The 19224-nt window shown below is 62.8% G+C and carries 14 protein-coding genes; 5 read left to right on the plus strand and 9 right to left on the minus strand.

The window, feature by feature from the left end; translation table 11 throughout:
* Positions 1-56 precede the first annotated feature (56 nt).
* Genes addA through tsaE form a run of 5 tightly spaced genes read right to left on the minus strand, consistent with a single transcriptional unit; the run spans position 57 to position 8902 of the window.
* Positions 57-3593, minus strand: a complete 3537-nt coding sequence (gene addA / locus R3C13_RS10215) for a double-strand break repair helicase AddA (RefSeq protein WP_371310715.1) — start codon at positions 3591-3593, stop codon at positions 57-59.
* Positions 3586-6636 carry a double-strand break repair protein AddB gene (gene addB / locus R3C13_RS10220; RefSeq protein ID WP_371310716.1) on the minus strand — a complete coding sequence of 1017 codons (3051 nt, stop codon included), beginning with the start codon at positions 6634-6636 and terminating at the stop codon, positions 3586-3588. Before addB ends, addA begins: the two co-directional genes overlap by 8 nt.
* Entirely contained in the window at positions 6626-7351 is a 726-nt protein-coding gene (locus R3C13_RS10225) for a nucleotidyltransferase family protein (RefSeq protein WP_371310717.1), read from the minus strand. The genes addB and R3C13_RS10225 overlap by 11 nt, the downstream gene beginning before the upstream one ends.
* On the minus strand, positions 7348-8442 hold the full coding sequence (locus tag R3C13_RS10230; RefSeq protein WP_371310718.1) for an aminoglycoside phosphotransferase family protein: 1095 nt from the start codon (positions 8440-8442) through the stop codon (positions 7348-7350). The genes R3C13_RS10225 and R3C13_RS10230 overlap by 4 nt, the downstream gene beginning before the upstream one ends.
* The gene (gene tsaE / locus R3C13_RS10235) at positions 8432-8902 is read right to left on the minus strand and encodes a tRNA (adenosine(37)-N6)-threonylcarbamoyltransferase complex ATPase subunit type 1 TsaE (protein ID WP_371310719.1); all 471 of its coding nucleotides are present in this window, start codon (positions 8900-8902) and stop codon (positions 8432-8434) included. The genes R3C13_RS10230 and tsaE overlap by 11 nt, the downstream gene beginning before the upstream one ends.
* Positions 8903-9017: 115 nt before the next feature.
* On the opposite strand from tsaE, the gene R3C13_RS10240 reads away from it, so the two are divergent.
* The 3 genes from R3C13_RS10240 to R3C13_RS10250 all read left to right on the plus strand — a co-directional run bounded on the left by R3C13_RS10240 (position 9018) and on the right by R3C13_RS10250 (position 11536).
* On the plus strand, positions 9018-10265 hold the full coding sequence (locus R3C13_RS10240; protein WP_371310720.1) for an NAD(P)/FAD-dependent oxidoreductase: 1248 nt from the start codon (positions 9018-9020) through the stop codon (positions 10263-10265).
* 17 nt (positions 10266-10282) lie between these two features.
* Positions 10283-10603 carry a 2Fe-2S iron-sulfur cluster-binding protein gene (locus R3C13_RS10245; protein ID WP_371310721.1) on the plus strand — a complete coding sequence of 107 codons (321 nt, stop codon included), beginning with the start codon at positions 10283-10285 and terminating at the stop codon, positions 10601-10603.
* Between the two features lie 144 nt (positions 10604-10747).
* Positions 10748-11536, plus strand: coding sequence for a thioesterase family protein (locus R3C13_RS10250; protein ID WP_371310722.1), 789 nt, complete (start codon positions 10748-10750; stop codon positions 11534-11536).
* Between the two features lie 12 nt (positions 11537-11548).
* On the opposite strand, the gene R3C13_RS10255 is transcribed toward R3C13_RS10250, so the two are convergent.
* Positions 11549-12499, minus strand: a complete 951-nt coding sequence (locus tag R3C13_RS10255) for a toll/interleukin-1 receptor domain-containing protein (RefSeq protein ID WP_371310723.1) — start codon at positions 12497-12499, stop codon at positions 11549-11551.
* A gap of 144 nt (positions 12500-12643) precedes the next feature.
* Between R3C13_RS10255 and ychF the strand changes: the two genes are divergently transcribed.
* Positions 12644-13741: a redox-regulated ATPase YchF gene (gene ychF / locus R3C13_RS10260; protein ID WP_371310724.1), complete on the plus strand. Its 1098-nt coding sequence runs from the start codon at positions 12644-12646 to the stop codon at positions 13739-13741.
* A gap of 57 nt (positions 13742-13798) precedes the next feature.
* Positions 13799-14686 (plus strand): aldo/keto reductase family oxidoreductase, encoded by an 888-nt coding sequence (locus tag R3C13_RS10265; RefSeq protein ID WP_371310725.1) that lies wholly within the window; start codon positions 13799-13801, stop codon positions 14684-14686.
* Positions 14687-14692: 6 nt separating this feature from the next.
* Here the strand turns inward: R3C13_RS10265 and R3C13_RS10270 are convergent, their stop codons facing one another.
* The 3 genes from R3C13_RS10270 to R3C13_RS10280 all read right to left on the minus strand — a co-directional run bounded on the left by R3C13_RS10270 (position 14693) and on the right by R3C13_RS10280 (position 19090).
* Positions 14693-16990, minus strand: coding sequence for a glycoside hydrolase family 3 N-terminal domain-containing protein (locus R3C13_RS10270; protein WP_371310726.1), 2298 nt, complete (start codon positions 16988-16990; stop codon positions 14693-14695).
* A 131-nt stretch (positions 16991-17121) separates the two neighbouring features.
* Positions 17122-18015, minus strand: a complete 894-nt coding sequence (locus tag R3C13_RS10275; RefSeq protein ID WP_371310727.1) for a hypothetical protein — start codon at positions 18013-18015, stop codon at positions 17122-17124.
* Complete coding sequence (locus tag R3C13_RS10280) at positions 17993-19090, minus strand: hypothetical protein (RefSeq protein ID WP_371310728.1); 1098 nt, start codon at positions 19088-19090, stop codon at positions 17993-17995. Before R3C13_RS10280 ends, R3C13_RS10275 begins: the two co-directional genes overlap by 23 nt.
* Between the last annotated feature and the right edge of the window lie 134 nt (positions 19091-19224).

Below are 19224 nucleotides of genomic sequence, written 5' to 3' on the forward strand. Positions count from 1 at the left end.
TGGCTCCTTCGGCTCATTCAAACGGGAGACTGCTAGATAGGGACTCACGGGGCAAGTCAAACCTCACTGTCAGCACGTTTTAGTGAGTCTATTAACAAATCCTCCGGCAGCGGCATCAGCCTCGGTCCATCCGTCCAGCACAGGGCGGCGCGCACCGTACGGGTGTCATAGGCTTCTTTCAGGACGGCCCAGTAGGCCGCCATCTGCAACAAATAGGACAAACCGACGCCGGAAACGTCGTCCGGCGCAGGCTGGTCGGTCTTGAAGTCGACGATCAGGACTTCATCCGGCGTGATGACCAGCCGGTCGACGCGGCCATTGATCACCACCCCTTCCGGCAAGCGCGGCGAAGACCCGATGATCGCAGCCTCCGCGCGTCCACCAGGCGCAAAGACGCCGGCCATTTCAGGCGCATTGAGGACTCCCATCGCCGCATCAAGCATTTCCCTGCGGGCCTCGTCGGTCAGCGACGTGTCGCGGGCAAGGAAGTTCCGGCCGGCGGCGGCGCGGTCGTCCTGCGGCAGGTCCGGCAGGTATTGTAGCAGGGCGTGGATCATCCGGCCGCGTTTGAGCCGTGCCTCCCGCCCCTCGCCGAACGGCGCCATGACCGGCATGTCGCGGCCAAGCAGGCTGGTCGGTGCGCTGAACCTGCGCCGCACGCCAGTATCATCCGTGACCGGCTGGAGCGTCCACGCCGGCAAGATCGTGTCGGCCTGATTTTGTCCCGCCTCCGGCGGCGCCGTTGGCGGCTGACTTCCAAAGCGCCGCTCCGCCTCTTTGTCCCCTGACGGCGGAGACAGGACGTTCATGGCAGCGAGGCACAAATCGTACCATGATCCCGGTGCGTAGCCGTTGCCGGTCGGGCCGCCATGCCAGGCCCCACCGATGATCAGACGGTCCTGCGCCCGCGTCAGGGCAACATATAGGAGACGCCGGTGTTCCTCGATGGCTTTGGCGTCCGCCAGCACGCGCGCGGCCGTCACTTCAGGAAGTTCGCTTTCGCGCCGCGGCGACCAGACCGGGGCGTCATGGATCTGATGGATCTTGCCGCCCGAGGGCTTCGGCGCACTTGTCGTATCGGGCAGGATGACGACCGGCGCCTGCAGGCCTTTCGCGCCATGCACGGTCATCACCCGGACTTCTCCCTCGGGCGCTGCCAGGTCGCGCTTGATTTCGACTTCGCCGGCTTCCATCCGCGCGATGAAGCTTTGCAGAGAGGCCGGCTCGGTCGCGTCGAAGCCCAGCGCCTCTGCCACCAGTGCTTCGACAGGATCTCGTGCCGGCTCGCCCAGCCGCGCATTGAGCTTTTCCCACCCGGTCCATCCGTCAGCCCCCGGAAGATCCAGGGTGGCAGACAGGAACTCGAAGGGTGGAAGGTGCGCCCGATCAATCAGGCCGCGCAGGAAGGCGGCCGCGTCCCTCACGTCCGGGTCATCGCTTGCCTGAACACGCTGCCAGAGAGGGGGGCGGCGCTTGCCGCGCGCAAGTTCGAACAGGTAGCGGTCATCATCCACGAGTCCGCAGAACGGCCCGCGCAGGATTTCGGCCAGCGTCAGGTCGCGCTCCGGCAGGGCGGCAAAGCGCATAAGGTTGAGACAGTCCTGCACGCCGATATGGTCTGAGAGACGCAAGCGGTCGGCACCCGCAACCGGCAGCCCTTCTGCCTTGAGGGCGGAGATGATGGCATCGAACAGGCCGCCTGTACGGCCGCGCACCAGAATGAGCACATCTTCGGCGCGTATCGCGCGGCGTTTCCATTTCCCGTCGGCCGTCTCAACCCAAACGGTTTCGTGCGCGTCGATCATGCCGCGCACGGCTTCAGCAACCTTTCGCGCAAGCTTCGCCTCCGGCGAACTTGAGCGCATCGCATTGACCGGTCGCGCCCATGCATCATCGTCCTTCTCAGGCTCCTTCTCCACCAGCGGCCAGAGATCGACGCATCCCGGCTGGTTCGACCTCCGCGCCATATGGCGCACGATATCCGCCGTGTCGGGAGGCTGAGGTGCCGGCGCGTTGGGAATGGGCGGCGCGCCGTTCCACACTTCGTCTACATAGGTCAGGATTTCCGGGCCCGAGCGGAAGGACATTTCCATCGACTCCCGCAACAGGTCGGGATTGCGGCCATGGAAAGACTGGAACTGCGCCAGCAATTGCGAAGGGTCTGCCCCCTGGAAGGAATAGATCGACTGTTTTTCGTCACCGACTACGAACAGCGTGCGCGGATCCTGTGCCCGTTCGACGCCCTGCCCGGCATCGAACTCGCCTGTCAGCGCCCGGATCAACTCCCATTGCGGCGGGCTGGTGTCCTGCGCTTCATCCAGCAGGACATGCGTCAGGCCGCCGTCGAGCTTGTAGAGCACCCAGTCCGCCATGCCGGATTCTGTCAGCAGGCGACGCGTATGCTCGATCAGATCGTCGAAATCCAGTGCGGCACGCTCTCGCTTCATCTGACGGTATGCTTCCAGCGCCGGCAGCCCGACGCGGATCATCGCGGAGGTACGCTCGAATGCTTCGGCACGGATGACTTTTTCCTTCAGGTCGAGGAATTTCAGGGTCTCGTCACCCATCCCGCCGACGGTCTGGAACATCTGCTCGATCAGCGGCAGCAGCGCGGCACTATCCTTCGTGTAAGGATTTTTCCCGCGCAGATCGCCCTTCTGCGTCTGAAAGATCGACTGATACTGCGCCCAGCGGACCGACGCATCGCGGGTTTCGAGAAGGGCATACAGCGTTGCAGCCGTATCGGCATCTGTCTTCTTGCCGGATGACAGCACATCGGCCGCCTGCCGGAACGCGTCGACGGGCAAGCCCTCCATCATGGCGAACGCGATGAGGTCCGCCGCGGAGTTTTCCGGCGCCTGCAGCCGGTCGCGGAGACTCTGGTCCATGGCGCCGAAATCGCCGGCGTGATGCGCCGCAAATCTCAGCACATCGACCGACAGCCCCTTCAGCGCATCCAGCGCGACCATGGCCCCTTCATGGCCACCTTCGCGGGAGAGAAGATCCAGGTGTTCAGCGGCGGTCGTTTGCGCGGCGAGAACCGCATCGCCTCGCGCGCGATGCCATAGGAGGCGCGCCTCGTCCTCCTCAATCTCGCTGAAGCCCGGGAATACGCCAGCCTCCAGCGGAAACCGGCGCAGAACGCGCGCGCAGAAGGCATGGATGGTCTCGATCCGCAGGCCGCCCGGCGTTTCAAGCGCGCTCGCAAATAGCGCCCGCGCTTTCGCAAGGTCTTCAGGCCTGTAGCTTTCGATATTCCGGTCTTGCAGCACCGCGAGTTTCTGCCGAAGCGGCGCGTCATCCATGACCGACCAGGCGCCGAGCGTCTTGAAAAGGCGCGTCAGCATCTCACTGGCTGCGGCCTTCGTGTAGGTGATGCAGAGAATGGAATCCGGCGGCGCACCGGGCCTGCCATCTTCGCGGCGCAACAGAAGCCGCGCTACGCGATCAATCAGGACTTTCGTCTTGCCGGAGCCGGCATTCGCCATGACGAACGCCGAGTGTTTCGGGTCCGCCGCACGTGACTGGACTGCAGCAGCCGTGCGGTATTCGGCAGAGTCCGGCGGCAGCACCGGGGCAAGCGGATCACTCATCGCCGCCCCCGTCATCCGTGTCGCCGGCCCATTCGGCCCGCCGGGCAAGCCGGTTGAAGCCGTTGTCATACTTTACAAACTGTACGCGCGGGGCCGAAAGGAACACCGCGTCGTCATTGCGATATGCGAGGATGAGGCGCGCGAGGCCCTCTTCTGCCAGCCTGGCGAGCTCAGTGGGCGTTGCCTGAAGCGCCCTGCTTTGCCCGACCTGCCGCTCTTCCGGCTTCGCTTTCATCGCCACATATTCGAGGGCCGACACTTCAGCCGCCGGTACATCCTTGTAAGCGCCGCGCGCCGCCATCATCGCCTGAAGCGGCATCTGCTGACTTAGCCCGACATTGATTTCCTTGTCCGTAGGCGGATTTCCGGTCTTGAAATCGACGATCACGAGGCTGCCGTCGGGCCTGCGTTCGATCCGGTCTGCTGTACCTGTAAGGCGGAAAGGCGTGTCGTCGAATTCGAAGTCGAGGGAACCGCTGACTTCCAGCCACGGCTTGCCATCAAGCAGCCGGTTCGCGCGCCAGTCGACATACCATTCCGCCATGCGCCGGAGGATCGCCCCCCTCGCCGCAAGGATCGGTTCAGGCTCGCCCGCCATGCTCAGCCGCGCAGCCAGCAGCGACTGCAACCTGGCCGCCGACTTAGGCGCATCTTCAAGTTCGAACAATTCGATAGCCTTGTGGATCGCCGTTCCCCGCGGCGCAGGGCCCAGCTCTGCATTCATCGGCTCAAGCGTTTTCAGGCCCAGCACCTGCTCTGCCCAGATCGCATAGGGATCGCGCTGCAATGTGTCGATGCGGGTGACGGACAATTTGCCGGGCCAGTCATCCGGGTCACGGCGCGTCGGCCGGGGCTCGGCAAAATCCGGGGGCAGCTTGCCTGCCGACCTGTTGCGAAGCGCAAGCGCCCAATCGAGCGGCGCCGCGTCCGAGGGCGCGAGCACTTCCTTCGCAGCATCGCCGAGCGCGCCCTGTGCAAGTGTTTTGAGGCGCCACACCCAGCGCGACGCAACGGCCGGCGCGTCGTCCCGCCGCGCGGCATGCAGCAGCGTGACTTTCGGCGCGCAGGCGAGTTGGGCGAAGTCATGCGCAGACAGGCCGACGCGCTCTTCCGGATCGCCGAGGCCGATGGCTTCGCGGAACCGTCTCGGCAGGAACGCATCAGCAGGCGGACGCTGTGGCCAGACGTCTTCATTCAGGCCAGCGAGGATAATATGCGTCGCCGACTGAAGCCGTGCTTCGAGCGGGCCCCAGATGGCAAGGCGCGGATGCTCTGCCACGCCGGCGCTGACCGTGCGCCGGGCGGCTTCCGCTTCGATGATCGAGACCATCGCCTCAGGCATCATCGGGTTCAGATGGTCGGCAAGGTCAGCGACATATTCCATCATCTGGGTCGCCGCGCGCCCGTCTTCACCAGCCCAAGGAAATGGCGTCTGGCTTACATACTCTGCCAGCGAAGCGATTTTCTGCGCGATGTCGCGGCCTGGCATCAGTCCGGATCGCGACAGGTCCGCGCCCGTCTCGGCGAATGCTGCCATGAGCCGCCCCACGAGGGCCGAGGCTTCAGCCTGGTCCGCTTCGTCAAACGGTCCATACGGATCGATTTCTCGGCGCTCCTCAATGGAATGTTCCAGGTCTTCGAGCGTCGTCCAGTTGCGGGCGCCCCGGAGGAAGTAAAGATCGAGCTGGCCCTGCGCAGCGTATCCTTCGACAAAAGGATGTTTCAGCACGGCACTCAATGCCACCGGGTCTGCCGGGTCCAGCACCCAACGTGCGCACAATCCGATCAGGCTGCCGGCGGTCGTCTGGCCGAGCGGCGCGCCGGACGACGGCGGAACATCGACGCCCCAGCGCTTAAGCACGGCGCTGACCCGGCGTGCCAGCGTCGCATCCGGCGTGACGAGTGCCGCTGTTGCATCCGGCGCTTCCAGAGCCTGCCGCAGAAGGAGTGCAGCAACATCCGCTTCGACGGACTCATCCGGCGTTTCGATGACCGAGAGGCCCGACAGACCGATCCGTGCAAATTCGTCATCGACCATGTCGAGCCCCCGCGCGAGGTCTTTCAGCGTCCTGCGCCAGTCCGCCGTCGCCTCTGCCGGTGCGAGCGCTTCGTGGATCAGACGCCTGCGCGCATTGGCCGGGCCCGACAAATCCGCCTTCGACCAGACCTGAACATCCTCCGGAATAACGCCAATCACTTTCAGCGTTTCGAACAGGATGTGCTGAGGATGACTGACCGATCCAGCGATCACCTGCCTGGATCCTTCGTCCGCATGCGTATCAAGGCCCGGAAGCACAATCAGGCCTTTTGGCAGATTCATTGCAGCGCGCATCAGGATTCGGCCGGCCGGTGTCGCGCCGGTCGAACCGGCAATGATCACTGGTGCAGATGGCGGCGCGTCTTTCCACGCCGCCGCCACCAGCGCTGCCGCTTCCGCGTCCCGCTCGAAGGGATCGGCCTCGCCATTTTCAGCCAGCCATGCCGGCCAGGCCTGAGCGACGATGCCGAGAAATTCGACGGATTTTTCCCAATGCGTTGCAAGTTCGGTGTCGCCCGCCAGTCCGGGCAGTTTGTCCCATTTCACATCATCACTGTGAGCGGCCTGCTCCATCAACCGGCTCAATTCCTGTGCAGCTGCGAGGGCAGACGATGCCGGTGGCACAGTGTCATGGACACGCTCGTAGTAAGCCTGAACGAGCCAGGTCAGCGCGCCAAGGCGCCGCGCCTGCGACATGGCGGGCGGAAGGCCCGAGCGGGCGGCGTCGGCCGAGGGCGCTTCATCTGCTTCAACATCGCCGAGGGTGCGGATGTCCGGCGGCAGGATCGGCCTGCCTCCCGCCGCCTCGAACAGAACGTGCGCGAGCTTTCGGGCGGACCGCCGGTTGGGCACATAGATGATCGCATCTGCGAGCGCGTCCGGCTTATCTTTCAGACCGGCTTCATCCACGAGGACTTCCGCCAAGGCCCGAAGGAAATCCGCACCGGGAGGAATGGTCCAGACCCGCGACTGGCCCGGTGAGAACAGGCCAGACTTATCCGCCATGACAGGTCAGCCACATCTCCGCATCTTTCAGGGCACCCGGATCGCCGACATGCAGCCAAAACCGGTCCAGAACGAGACCGTGCAAGCGCTTTTCAGGAATGAGCGCATCCCACACACGCAGGGCTGAAAATCGCTCGACCGGCGCATTGTCATAGAGTTGCGGCCGAATGATCCGCAGGCCGCAATAAGCGAAGGGCGCCGATATGGCCTCGCCTCGGCGCGTCAGCGCTCCATCATCGCCGCGGAAAAAATCGCCTGCGCCGTCGAAGCCGAGCGAACGCCCGGTGTCGGCCAGCAGGAGCAAGGCGTCCATCTGTGCCGGCTCAAATGCCGCGGCAAGAGCCTCAACGGGCTGCGGCGACGCAGGCGCCCAGAAGGCATCCGTGTTGGCAACCAGAATCGGGTCGTCTCCCAACAGCGCGCGCGCCTTGGCCAGCGCGCCGCCGGTTTCGAGTACTTCTCCGCGCTCATCGGATATCACGATCTCGATGTCATTGCGCGACGCCAGATGCGCTTCCACCTGATCGGCAAGGTAGTGGACATTGACGATCGCGCGCTTCACGCCGGCCGCGACGAGCGGGTCCAGCATCCGATCGATCAGGGCCTTGCCGTTGACTTGGATCAGCGGCTTCGGTCGGCCGTCCGTGAGCGGACGCATGCGTGTTCCCAGCCCCGCCGCCAGGACCATCGCGGTATGCGGCACCGGAACGCTCATGCCACCCCCTCAAAGACAAACGGCGTCGTCCGGCGAACGAAGGCCTGCATGTCCTTCAGGGCCGGATGAGCCAGGTTGCGCGCCAGGATCGCGAACTGGCGGGGCTGGAACTGGCCGTAGCGCGGTTTGCCATCCCTGTGCTGCAGCCTGGAAAATACGCCTGCGATGCGCAGCGCGTTGAGCGCGCCGATCACGGCAAGGCGCTGGTCGAATGCGTCGCGCGATTTCCCAGTCAGGTCGAGATAATGACGGACGGCCCCTTCTGCCGCTTCCGGAGAAACAGCCCGGCGCGCATCCTGCGTCAGCATGGCCATATCCCAGGCATCCCAGCCGCGCACAGCGTCCTGAAAATCGAGCAGGCCGATTTCGCCACCCCCCAGCCAGAGCAGGTTCTCGGCGTGATAGTCGCGGAGCGTGAAGGTACGCGGAAATTCCAGTGCCTGGGCGATCAGGTCGTCGCGCACCTTTTCCCAGTCCTGCCGGTCGGCGCCATCGAGCGCCTCCCCGCCTCGCTCAGCGCGCAGCCAGTCGGCATAAAGGTCCGCATTCGATGCCAGCGCCAGCCGGTCGAATTCGAGGATGGGCCAGCGCTCATCCCCTTTTTCGAGCAGCGTCGGCGGCGCTTCGGCATGAATTTCGGCGAGGATGCCGGCGGCACGGGTGTAAGCCTCCAGTTCATCGACCGCGCCCGCCTCAATCTGCCGGGCGATTTCGCGCGCCTCGCCCATATCCTCGATCAGGGCAAAGCCGCGGGCCGTATCGTGGGCAAACACTTCCGGCGCGCGGAACCCCCGGCGACGCAGATAATCGGCGATCAGGACATAGGCATCGACCCGCGACGCCGCGAGGCGGGTGGAGGCGTTCCATCCCATCGACTTTCGGGTCGTGTCGTCTGCGTCTGGCGGACAGGGATCGGCCTCGATTCTGGGCGCATCCATCAACAGCGCCTTGCGCCCATCCGGATGGACCAGCCGGATATACCGGCGCGTCGACGCGTCCTGACCAAGCGGCCACTGCGATGCATCGCCCCAGCCCGCCTGCGACAGGAAGGCAGCGATTTCCAGGGAGCGATCAGCGGTTTCAGAACCCATGGAGACGTGTCTGCCAGCCTTCGCCGTGCGGTTCCAGTGTCACGCGGCGGCCTTCCCCAAGGAATTCAATCGTCAGATCGAGGCGCCATTTCGGCAGCTTTGCGCCGGCGCGCTCCGGCCATTCGACCAGCGCCACCCCATCAGCTGTTTCATCCCAGCCGAGTTCCACTAATTCTGATGTATCTTCAAGGCGGTAGAGATCGTAATGCCAGACCGGAAGCGGGCCCGAGTCATAGGTCTGCACCAGAGTGTAGGTCGGGCTGGGCACATCTGTGACGCCCGCAAAGGCTTCGATGAGGCCACGTGAAAACGTCGTCTTGCCGGCGCCGAGGTCTCCGTGCAGCGCAATCACGTCTCCGACTTTCAGCAATCCGGCCAGCCGCCCGCCGAGCGCGCGCAGCGATGCTTCGTCAGGGCAATCCAGAATCAGGGTCATGTCGTGCATATAATTGCGCTGCATGAAATACTGCCATGTCTTTTGGCTTGCCTTGCATCGCGGAAGCCTGCGTAATACAACTACTAAAAAGTGACGCATGCGTCACGAAATGACAAAATACCTACGGGGAGGCACCGTATTGGACCTGAAAGACGCAACGCAGATCGTCCTGATCGGCGGCGGCCAAGCCGCTGCACAGGCGGTGCAGTCGCTGCGTTCGGGCGGCTATGAAGGCGGCTTGACCCTTGTCGGCGACGAGCCGGCCCTGCCCTATCAGCGCCCACCACTCTCCAAGGCTTACATGAAGGGCGAATTCGCGGAGGAGCGGCTCTATTTCAAGCCGGCCGCCTGGTATGAAGACAACAAGGTCGAGCTGATCCTGTCGACGCGGGTTGAGCAGATCGACCGAACTGCGCAATGCGTGCACCTTGAGCACGGCGGCACGCTCAATTATGACGCGCTGATCCTTTGCACCGGCTCCCGGCCGCGCGCGCTGCCCGCCAGAGGCGCCGACTTGGGTGGGATCCATGACCTGCGAACCCTTGCCGATGTCGAGCGAATCCGGCCGAGCATGGTCGCCGGGCGGCGAATGGTGATCATCGGCGCAGGCTATATCGGCCTCGAAGCCGCTGCCGTAGCCCGCCAGATGGGCCTCGACGTGACCGTGCTGGAGATGGCCGACCGCGTGCTTGCGCGCGTCACCAGCCCGATCATGAGCGCGTTCTACGAAAACGAACACCGCGCCCAGGGCGTAACCATCCTGACCGGCGCACGCTTCGATCATTTCACCGGCAAGGACGGTCATGTGACCGCGGCAATGCTGGCCGACGGGACGGAGCTGCCTGCGGACCTCGTGCTTGTCGGTATCGGCATCCTGCCGAACGTCGAACTCGCCAAGGACGCCGGCCTCACCATCGACAACGGCATTGCAACTGACCGCGATGCGCGCACCTCGGATCCGCGCATCTTCGCGGCGGGCGACTGCGCGAGCCGTCCGCTGGTTCACTATGGACGGGCTGGCCGGCTCGAAAGCGTCCACAACGCAATCGAACAGGGCAAGCTCGCGGCTGCCGCGATCCTCGGTGCGCCCCGCCCCGCTGAGGACTGCCCGTGGTTCTGGTCCGACCAGTACGACCTGAAACTCCAGATCGCTGGCCTCAACCAGGGCTATGACGAAGCGGTCGTGCGCGGAGACCCGGAGACACGCAAGTTCGCGGTCTTTTACCTGAGAAACGGCACGCTGATCGCCGTCGATGCAGTCAACAGCCCACCCGAATTCCTCGCATCCAAGAAGCTCATCATGTCCGGCGCAAAGCTTGCGTCCGGCGTGCTTGCGGATACATCAACGTCCATGAAAGACATCGCTGCGGCCGCCGCCACAGCCTAAGGAGAGCAACAAGACCGATGCCGAAAATCACCTATATCGACCACGAAGGCAACGAACGCACCGTCGAGGCGAAGAATGGCGAGTCCGTCATGGAAACCGCTATCAAGAATTCAATCCCCGGCATCGATGCCGATTGCGGCGGCGCCTGCGCCTGCGCGACCTGCCACGTCTATGTGGACGAAGCTTTCATGGGCAAAGTCGGCGAGCAGCAGGAAATGGAAAAGTCGATGCTCGACTTTGCCGAGAACGTGCAGGCCAATTCGCGCCTGTCGTGCCAGATAACGGTCAGCGATGCACTCGACGGCCTGCGCGTGACGACCCCGGAAAGCCAGCACTAGCCGGATTTCCCTGAGGAAACGAGCGCCCCGGCCCCAAGCCGGGGCGTTTGCTTTTTGGGCCTCAATTGCCCCAACGACACTGGTTGGTTCCGAAAAGGAATTCAGCTAAACCTGCGCACTGGACTGACAGATAATTGACCCCGCATGGACTATACTGACCTTATTTCCTCGATCATCTTCGATCCAGCTGGCGCCGCCCATGTCACCGTGCCGGAAGACTGGATGCAGGGTCGCACGACCTATGGCGGCCTGACGGCGGCCCTCAGCCTGAAAGCTGCCCTGCCTCTGGCGGGCGACCGGCCGATCCGCTCAGCGCAGGTCGCGTTTGTCGGCCCCTCTTCCGGTGAACTTGTCTCGGTCCCGACCCTCCTCCGGGAAGGCAAGAATACCGCGTTCATCTCGGTACGGATGACTGGTGCCGAAGGCGTCGTCGCAGAGTGCATTTTTGCATTCGGAGCTGCCCGGGACTCCGCGCTCGACTTTTCCTACATGAAGGCGCCGGAGGTAACAGCCCCGGACGAAACGCCGGCCTTCTTTTCAGATGACCGGCGCAGGCCCGCCTTCTCGCGGCATTTCAATGTCCGCCTTGCCCGTGGCGGCCCGCCGCTCAGCGGCGCGACGAGCGGCGAAATCGCACTCTGGCTGCGTCACAAGGACATGCAGGCGCCAATGGACGCGGTTTCGGTCCTCGCCCTGGCAGACACACCCCCGCCGGCGGCCATGTCGATGCTATCCCAACCCGCAAAGATCAGCTCGATGACCTGGATGGCGGAATTCCTGACCGACAGGATCACGACGCAGGACGGCTGGTTCCTTGCCCAGCATATCGCCCAGACGGCCCGGCAAGGCTATTCCAGCCAGGCCATGCGCCTCTGGAATGCGAAGGGCGAGCCGGTCATGGTCGGCCGGCAGACGATTGCCGTGTTCGGTTAGGCGCAGACCGGCTCAGTCTTCCGGTTCGGGCTCTGATGTCGGCTCGGTATCATTGATGATTGGCCCCGGCTCCAACACTTCCAGGAGCGAACGCGGCACCGTGCCGGGCGTGCACGCCGTCGACATGTTGTAGGCATTGCCCACGGCAGGAAGAGCGGAGCGCATCTGCTCCGGCAGAGGGTCGCGGCCCTTCATCATGCTGAACAGGAGGATGCCGGCGATAGCGGCGCCGATGACCGCGAGCATCACGCGCCCGACGCCCATGTCTTCAGCCACCGGCTCAGGTGCGACGACGGTTCCGGCGCGGGCGCCGTTGGATGACCGCGCGATCGCCGCGGCTACGCCACTGCGTGCTCCGGACGTACCGTTGGAGGCGGACGATTTGATAGCTGCGGCCGCGAGGGTCGCCGCGCCAGCAGCGGCGGGCGCAGGCTCGGGCTTCTTGCCAAGTTCCTTTTCCCGCTTCTTCCGTGCGTCGACGGCCAGGGGGTCATTGGGATGTGCGGCAAGCCAGGCATCGCGCTCGTCGTCATCCTTGGCGCCAAACCCCATCCAGGCGCGCAGGTCCGCCCGGCCGTCGCGGGAACCGATTTCTTCGACCATCTGGTAGAAGCCTTCCGGCGTCTTGCGGGAGGTCATTCCCTCGATCGAAAAACGCCGGTCGAGGCGGAACGGTTCATAAGGAATGGTCTTATCGAGACCGACCTGGACAAGCGTATCCGGGCGGGAATGGCCGACGGAAGCCGCCGCCCGCACCCAATCGCTTTTCACCGAGTTTTCGGACCAGAGAACCAGAATCGACTGCGAATTCGTCGCGTTCCGTGCGTCCTTGGAGTCGAAGGTCTCATCGGTCTGCTTCTGGTCGAACCAGACCTTGAATTTCAATGCTCGCAGGCGCCGCGCGACAAGCTTTGCCATGTCGCGGTCTTCCAGTGCCGAAACGAGAAAAATGTCGTAGGCCATTCCTGTCCCCTCGAATTTGGCCTCAAACATAGCGAAAGCACTGTTATTGGCCACCTGATTCCGCTTTCAGGCGACAAAACTGCCTGTTTTTCCGCCCGGAATGCGGGTATTGCGCCCCGGACTCAATGCAAAAAGGAGGCCGGAATGGGCTTCAAATGCGGGATTGTGGGACTGCCGAATGTGGGCAAATCCACGCTTTTTAACGCGCTTACGCAGACGGCAGCTGCGCAGGCAGCGAACTATCCGTTCTGCACTATCGAACCCAATGTCGGCGAAGTCGCCGTTCCGGAACCGCGCCTGACCGAACTGGCGAGGGTCGCCGGCTCGAAAGAGATCATTCCGGCGCGCATGAACTTTGTGGACATCGCCGGCCTCGTCGAAGGCGCCAGCCAGGGCGAAGGCCTCGGCAACAAGTTCCTCGCCAATATCCGCGAAACGGACGCCATCATTTACGTGCTGCGCTGCTTCGACAATGACGACATCACCCATGTGCGCGGCACGATCGACCCGGTCGCTGACTTCGAAGTGGTCGAGACCGAGCTGATGCTCGCAGATCTCGAAAGCCTCGAAAAGCGCAAGCAGAACGTAATCAAGAAGGCCAATTCGGGCGACAAGGAAGCCAAGGCGCAGGTGGCGCTGATCGACCTTGCGCTGAATGAGCTGAAGGAAGGCCGCCCCGCGCGCCGCGCTGCCGTCCCGAAGGATGACATCAAGGCCTGGAACATGCTCCAGCTGCTGACCTCCAAGCCGATCCTGTTCGTCGCCAATGTCGACGAGGCGAGCGCGGCAACCGGCAACGACTATTCGAAAAAGGTCGAGGAGCGCGCGAAGGTGGAAGGCGCCATCGCGGTGGTGATTTCGGCACAGATCGAATCCGAACTCGCCATGCTGGACGAACCGGACCGGAGCGAATTCCTCGCGACGCTCGGCCTTGAAGAGCCAGGCCTGACGCGCCTCATTCATGCAGGCTATGACCTCCTCGGCCTTCAAACCTACTTCACGGCCGGCCCGAAAGAGGCCCGCGCCTGGACGATCCGCAAGGGCTGGACCGCGCCCAAGGCCGCTGGCGTCATCCATGGCGATTTTGAAAAAGGCTTCATCCGTGCAGAAACCATCGCATTCGACGACTATATCTCGTGCGGCGGCGAAGTCGGCGCGAAAGAAGCTGGCAAGATGCGTTCCGAAGGCAAGGAGTACATTGTCCACGATGGCGATGTGATGCTGTTCCGCTTCAACGTCTGAGGCAACAAGTCACCAGAGGTGGTGCAAACACCGCCCCGGCAAAGAAGAGGCGGGAAAATGCGACAGACACGGCTCGGAACCTTTACCGTCGGCACGATTGCCTATGGCTGCTGGCGATTTGCAGGATCGACACCGGCGGAAGCCCGCGAAAAGATCGAAACCGCCCTCGATGCAGGCATGACCCTGATCGATACGGCAGACATTTACGGATTCGGCCAGCCCTGCGGTTTCGGTGGAGCGGAAGCCGTGCTCGGGGACGTGATTGCCGCAGACAAGAGTTTGCGCGAACGCATGGTCATCGCGACCAAGGGCGGCATCATCCCGCCCCGCCCTTACGACTCAAGCTATTCCTATCTCATCGGTGCGGCAGAAGCCTCCTTGCGGCGGCTACGTATCGAGCAGATCGACCTTTACCAGATTCACCGGCCCGACCTGACAACCCCCGTTGAAGAGACCGCTCGCGCCCTTAATGCACTTGTTGCATCAGGAAAGGTGAAGCATGTCGGCGTCTCGAATTTCACCGTCGCGCAGACGCGGGCCCTTCAGGCCCATCTCGACACCGCCCTCGTATCGACGCAACCGGAATTCTCCGCCGTCTGCCAGGATTCGATCACGGATGGCACGCTCGACTGGTGTTCGGAAACCGCCGCGGCCTGCCTTGCCTGGTCGCCCCTCGGCGGCGGCCGTCTCGCCGATGGTGGCGCACGCAACGCGCAGGAAGAGCGCGTCAGTGCCACGCTGAACGCGATGGCGGACAAATACAGCGTCAGCACTGCCGTGACGGCGCTTGCCTTCGTGCTGAAGCATCAGGCCAATATCATACCGATTATCGGAACGCAGACACCCGCCCGCATCCGCGAAGCCGCGGCAGCCGCACAGCTGGAGATATCGGCGCGCGACTTCTATGACATCATTGAAGCATGGCGCGGCGTACCGATGCCCTGACACCGCTCAGCGGGTAATTGTCTCAAATGATATCCTTGTAAGGACGATGGAACCAGGCACCGGCAACGTCAGCGTGACGCCCTGCACCTGCGAGACGTCTGCTCCCTGAGCGGCCGCGCGCTTCAACGACACATCGAAGCAATATTCATCCAGCTCGCCATCGAGTTTTCGGGGCTGCCGGTCGAAGCGAACCTCCTGCCCGGGCGACAGTACGGATACTTGCATCCGAGAGGCCGTTCCAGCCTCGGCGGCAAAGAAGATCCGGAGGTAAAAGTCGGCATTGCTCTCCCGCTCGAGATCCAGTGGTTCATGCAGAAACGCCACCTCGCCGACGCCTTCCCATTCGACCGCGATCGCGTTTTCCTGGCGCCCATGATCGACCGGGTGAACCCGGACAATACCCTCAGGCGACGAATGTGCACCATGATCCCATCGCTCAACTCCGCCGGAATCGCTCAGATTTAACACCCATTGGCCGATGAGCCGCCCCTGATCGAACACGGTCAGACGATCGGCGGCGACCGCACGACTTTCCTCGTGCAGCACTCCCAGTTCGCATACATTTCCGGCAGCGAGTCCGAATCCGATGGGAAAGAGCGGCGCATAGTCCGGATCGTTGGCATTGAGGACATACTGGTCGGCATCGCGGGGCCAGGAGAAAGACAATCGGCCGCAGAAATCATGCACAACCTGTCCACCCGCGTCGGCGAAAAGAAGCTCGGCCAAAGCCCCAGCCCGCGAGCCCGGCAGGAACGCAGCGACGAAGGCGTCACTCGCGTTCAGTTCCGGATTCACCCATAGCGGCCGACCGGAATAGAACACGCTGACAACGGCGATGCCCGCCTCGCGCAATGCACGCAGCTGCTTTGCCTGCCGCTCCACTCCGGGGCAGAAGTCCAGCGTGTCGAGATCGCCCCGGAATTCGGCGTAAGGTTCCTCGCCAAAGACAACGATGGCGACGTCGGGCTTTTCCGAAAATGCGCCATCCTGCGAGTATTCAACGACACCACCCGCCTGCCCCACAATTCGCCTGACGCCTTCGAGGAGCGTTTCGGCATAAGGGTAATCGGCTTTCTGAAGGCCGCCGCCCTGCCAGGACTGGGACCAGCCACCGCACGCCATTCCGAGATCGTCTGCACCCGGTCCGACAACGAGCACTTTGCAGTCCGGCCGCATCGGCACGACACCACCGGCATTCTTGAGCAAGACGGCAGATTTCCGCACCGCCTCATCGGCGAGCCGCACATGCGCGGTGCAGCCAAGCAATGCAAACTCTCCTCCATGCGGGCGCTCGCTCGGGCATGGTGCTTCCAGCATCCCCGCGCGAATCTTAACCCTCAGGATTCGACGCACCGCATCGTCCAGCCGCGCGGCTGGAATGATCCCTGCCTCAACCTGAGCCGTGAGATTTCCGATCAGCGGTTTCCAGCTGTCCGGCGCCATGTACATGTCGAGCCCTGCCCGCATGGCATCGGGACAATCCGTCTCCGAACATCCCGGCAACTGGCCATGGCCGTTCCAGTCCCCGACGACCATGCCGTCGAACTTCCAGTGCGTCTTGAGGAGGTCAGTCAGCAAATCCTGACGGCCGTGCATCCTCTGGCCCTGCCAGCTGGAAAAGGATGCCATCATGCCCTGCACACCCGCCTCGATCGCCTTGACGTAGCCGGCGGCATGGATGTCGCGCATTTGCTGCTCGGACGCCGACGTTTCACCCTGGTCGCGTCCGTCAAGCGTTCCGCCGTCGCCGAGGAAGTGTTTGGCCGTCGCGATGACATGGTCCGCATCGAGAAAGCTGCGGGTGCCTGCGGTGCCCTGAAGGCCTCGCACCAGTGCCGCGCCCAGCCGCGCGACAATCTCCGCGTCTTCGGAATAGGATTCGTAGGCCCTGCCCCACCGATCATCCCGGGTCACAGCCAGTGTCGGCGCAAAGGTCCAGTCCATGCCGGTTGCGCGCATTTCCAGCGCAGTCGCCCGGCCGATGCGCTCGATCAGGTCTTCATCGCCCGTCGCACCAAGCCCGACATTGTGTGGGAAGATGGTTGCCCCCACGACATTGTTGTTGCCATGGACAGCGTCCGTCCCCCACATGCAGGGGATGCCCGCGCCACCGGGCGCCATGGAAGCATTCCAGAAAGCATCGGCCAGCTTTAGCCACTCTTCCGGCGCGGCCTGCATGCGCCCGTCCGGCGCGGAGTTCCCTCCATTAAGAACGGATCCCAGATGGTAAGCCTGCACCTCTTCGGGTGTGACAGATGCAATGTCGGCCTGCACCACCTGACCGACTTTTTGCGCGAGGGTCATCCCGTCCAGAATTGCATCTATCCGCGTTTCGAGCGCGGCGTCCGGCGCAAGCGGCCTATTCGGCGCTGGCCATTCCTCCAGATTCAAGAGCGCGAAACTGTCAGCACACGTATCCATACCACCCAACCCGGTCAGGATTTCGCGGCGCCGGCAACGCCTGAGATTTCGTCTGGGATGTAATCCTCAGGGTAATCCCGCAGGCGGTCATACCAGCTGAATTTCAGGAATATGCTGGTCACAACGACGGTCAGGAGCGACAGGGCGAATCCGGGCCAATGGCGGATCACAAGGAAGATGGGCATGGCGACGAGGGATGTCTGCCACACAATTCCCACGGACACATTTATAAGGTCGCGCGCGAGATCCCGGTTCTCAGCGACCGAAACCCCGCTTGCCTCAAGTGCCTCGCGAACGGGCCGCCATATGCCCCAGGGCCGGGTGCGGAGGTAGAATTTCCCGAGGGTTGCCATGTCGGTCGGCTCGGTCGTCAGCGATCCGATGACGACGGCGAGAATGCACGCCAGGAAGAAAAACGGAAACGCATTAAGCGGGTTGAGCAGCCAGGCTGGAATTCCGATGGCGAGCAATTGTGCCTGCGGCATGCCCAGCAATAGGGCAAACACAATCCCCGCCAGCATGCCCCAGAAATAGCCGTACCCGTTCATGCGCCACCAGTACCATTTCACGACATTCGCCGCGGTGTAACCGCCATAGAGACCCGCCGTGATCCAGTTCACGAAACTGTCTATACTGGTCAGGAACAGGCCCACGAATGTGCCAATCAGCACAAAGATGATAGAAACAACGTAGGACAGACGCAGGTATGTTCTCTCCGGCGCGTCGGGCTTGATGTATTTGCGGTAGATGTCATTGACGACATAAGCTGGCGCGGCGTTCAGCGGTGCGGCAAAGCTCGACATGAAGGCCGCAAGCAGGCCCGCCAGCGCCAATCCGAGCAATCCAACCGGAATGAACTCCCTCAGGGCAAACGGAAGGATCGCTTCATAGTCGGCATCCGCGCCCATCGCCTTCAGTTCCGGGCTGAAATAGACCCAGAGCCAGAATGGTAAGGCCTGCGATCATCAGATAGCGCGGGAAGTTCAGCACTAGGCTGACGATCCCGCTCATTTTGGCGGCCTCGACCGGCGAGCGCGCTGACAGAATGCGCTGCATGTCATAGTTCGGCGCGGGCCCTGCCAGCGATGTGAAGATGCCCTTGAGCAGCACAAGCATGAAGAAGATGCCGAACAGCGAATAGCCTTCCTGGGCGATCTTGTCGTTGGCCGAGGGCAAGACCTGCGACCAGTCGAGGTCAAGCTTCAATCCGAAGAACGGATTGGTCCATCCATCCGGAATCGCGGCGCGCAGCGCTTCGGGCGATACATGCGCCATGGCCACAATCGCGATACCAATTGAGGCGATCGTCATCACGGTGAACTGCATCACTTCGGTAAAAACAACGGAATACATGCCGCCCTTGATGACATAGGCGGCCGTCAGGAAGACGATCAAGGCGCCATAGGCCTTCTCATTCAGCGATGCCATCGCTGCGGCATACGCCACACCGCCGGGATTTGCGGCGACATCGGCTGGGACAAAGACCTGCAGATGGAAAAGGTGCGCAAGATCGAGCGGGAGGAACTGGGCGGCAAGTTTGCCGATCCCGAGGAAGCCATAAGCCATGTAGGCCAGAACCATGATCAGGGCAAAGATGACCACAACCAGGTGGCTGAGGCGCGCAGCAGGCCCGTCGCCGAATCGGAATGTGATCCACTCTGCCCCGGTCATCACGCCCGACCGGCGCATCCAGATCGAAAGGAAGATCATCAGGAAGACCTGATTGAAGACCGGCCAGAGCCAAGGAATCCAGATGCTTTTCAGGCCGTAGACGAACAGCAGCGACACAATCCACATCGTACCGGCCACGTCGAACATGCCAGAGGCATTTGACAGGCCCAGCGCATACCAGGGCAGCTGGTTGCCACCAAGGAAGTAGCTGCGCAGCCCTTTCGACGCCTTGTTGGAAATCCACAGCCCCAGGAAGAGCGTAATCGCGATGTAGATAAAAATGATAGCGCTATCTATCGGATGCAGACTCATGCGCGAACGCCTCCACAAATGTGGGGCGTTGCTGGCATTCGTCCAGCGCTTCCCCTTCTTCCCCCGGCCAGGGCCGGAGCCTGCTGATCCTCTCACGGAACCACGCCTGAGTATTCCAATACAAACGGTTTCAT

Origin of the sequence: Hyphomonas sp., from assembly GCF_041398385.1 — a bacterium.
Classification (GTDB): Bacteria; Pseudomonadota; Alphaproteobacteria; order Caulobacterales; family Hyphomonadaceae; genus Hyphomonas.

Bases quoted from the DNA above. Each gene is read 5' to 3' on its own strand.
- R3C13_RS10250 (WP_371310722.1), top strand. From the start codon at position 10,748: ATGGACTATACTGACCTTATTTCCTCGATCATCTTCGATCCAGCTGGC.
- R3C13_RS10270 (WP_371310726.1), bottom strand. From the start codon at position 16,990: ATGACCCTCGCGCAAAAAGTCGGTCAGGTGGTGCAGGCCGACATTGCA.
- addA (WP_371310715.1), bottom strand. From the start codon at position 3,593: ATGAGTGATCCGCTTGCCCCGGTGCTGCCGCCGGACTCTGCCGAATAC.
- ychF (WP_371310724.1), top strand. From the start codon at position 12,644: ATGGGCTTCAAATGCGGGATTGTGGGACTGCCGAATGTGGGCAAATCC.
- R3C13_RS10255 (WP_371310723.1), bottom strand. From the start codon at position 12,499: ATGGCCTACGACATTTTTCTCGTTTCGGCACTGGAAGACCGCGACATG.
- R3C13_RS10230 (WP_371310718.1), bottom strand. From the start codon at position 8,442: ATGGGTTCTGAAACCGCTGATCGCTCCCTGGAAATCGCTGCCTTCCTG.
- R3C13_RS10225 (WP_371310717.1), bottom strand. From the start codon at position 7,351: ATGAGCGTTCCGGTGCCGCATACCGCGATGGTCCTGGCGGCGGGGCTG.
- R3C13_RS10280 (WP_371310728.1), bottom strand. From the start codon at position 19,090: ATGAGTCTGCATCCGATAGATAGCGCTATCATTTTTATCTACATCGCG.
- tsaE (WP_371310719.1), bottom strand. From the start codon at position 8,902: ATGCAGCGCAATTATATGCACGACATGACCCTGATTCTGGATTGCCCT.
- R3C13_RS10265 (WP_371310725.1), top strand. From the start codon at position 13,799: ATGCGACAGACACGGCTCGGAACCTTTACCGTCGGCACGATTGCCTAT.
- addB (WP_371310716.1), bottom strand. From the start codon at position 6,636: ATGGCGGATAAGTCTGGCCTGTTCTCACCGGGCCAGTCGCGGGTCTGG.
- R3C13_RS10275 (WP_371310727.1), bottom strand. From the start codon at position 18,015: ATGGGCGCGGATGCCGACTATGAAGCGATCCTTCCGTTTGCCCTGAGG.
- R3C13_RS10245 (WP_371310721.1), top strand. From the start codon at position 10,283: ATGCCGAAAATCACCTATATCGACCACGAAGGCAACGAACGCACCGTC.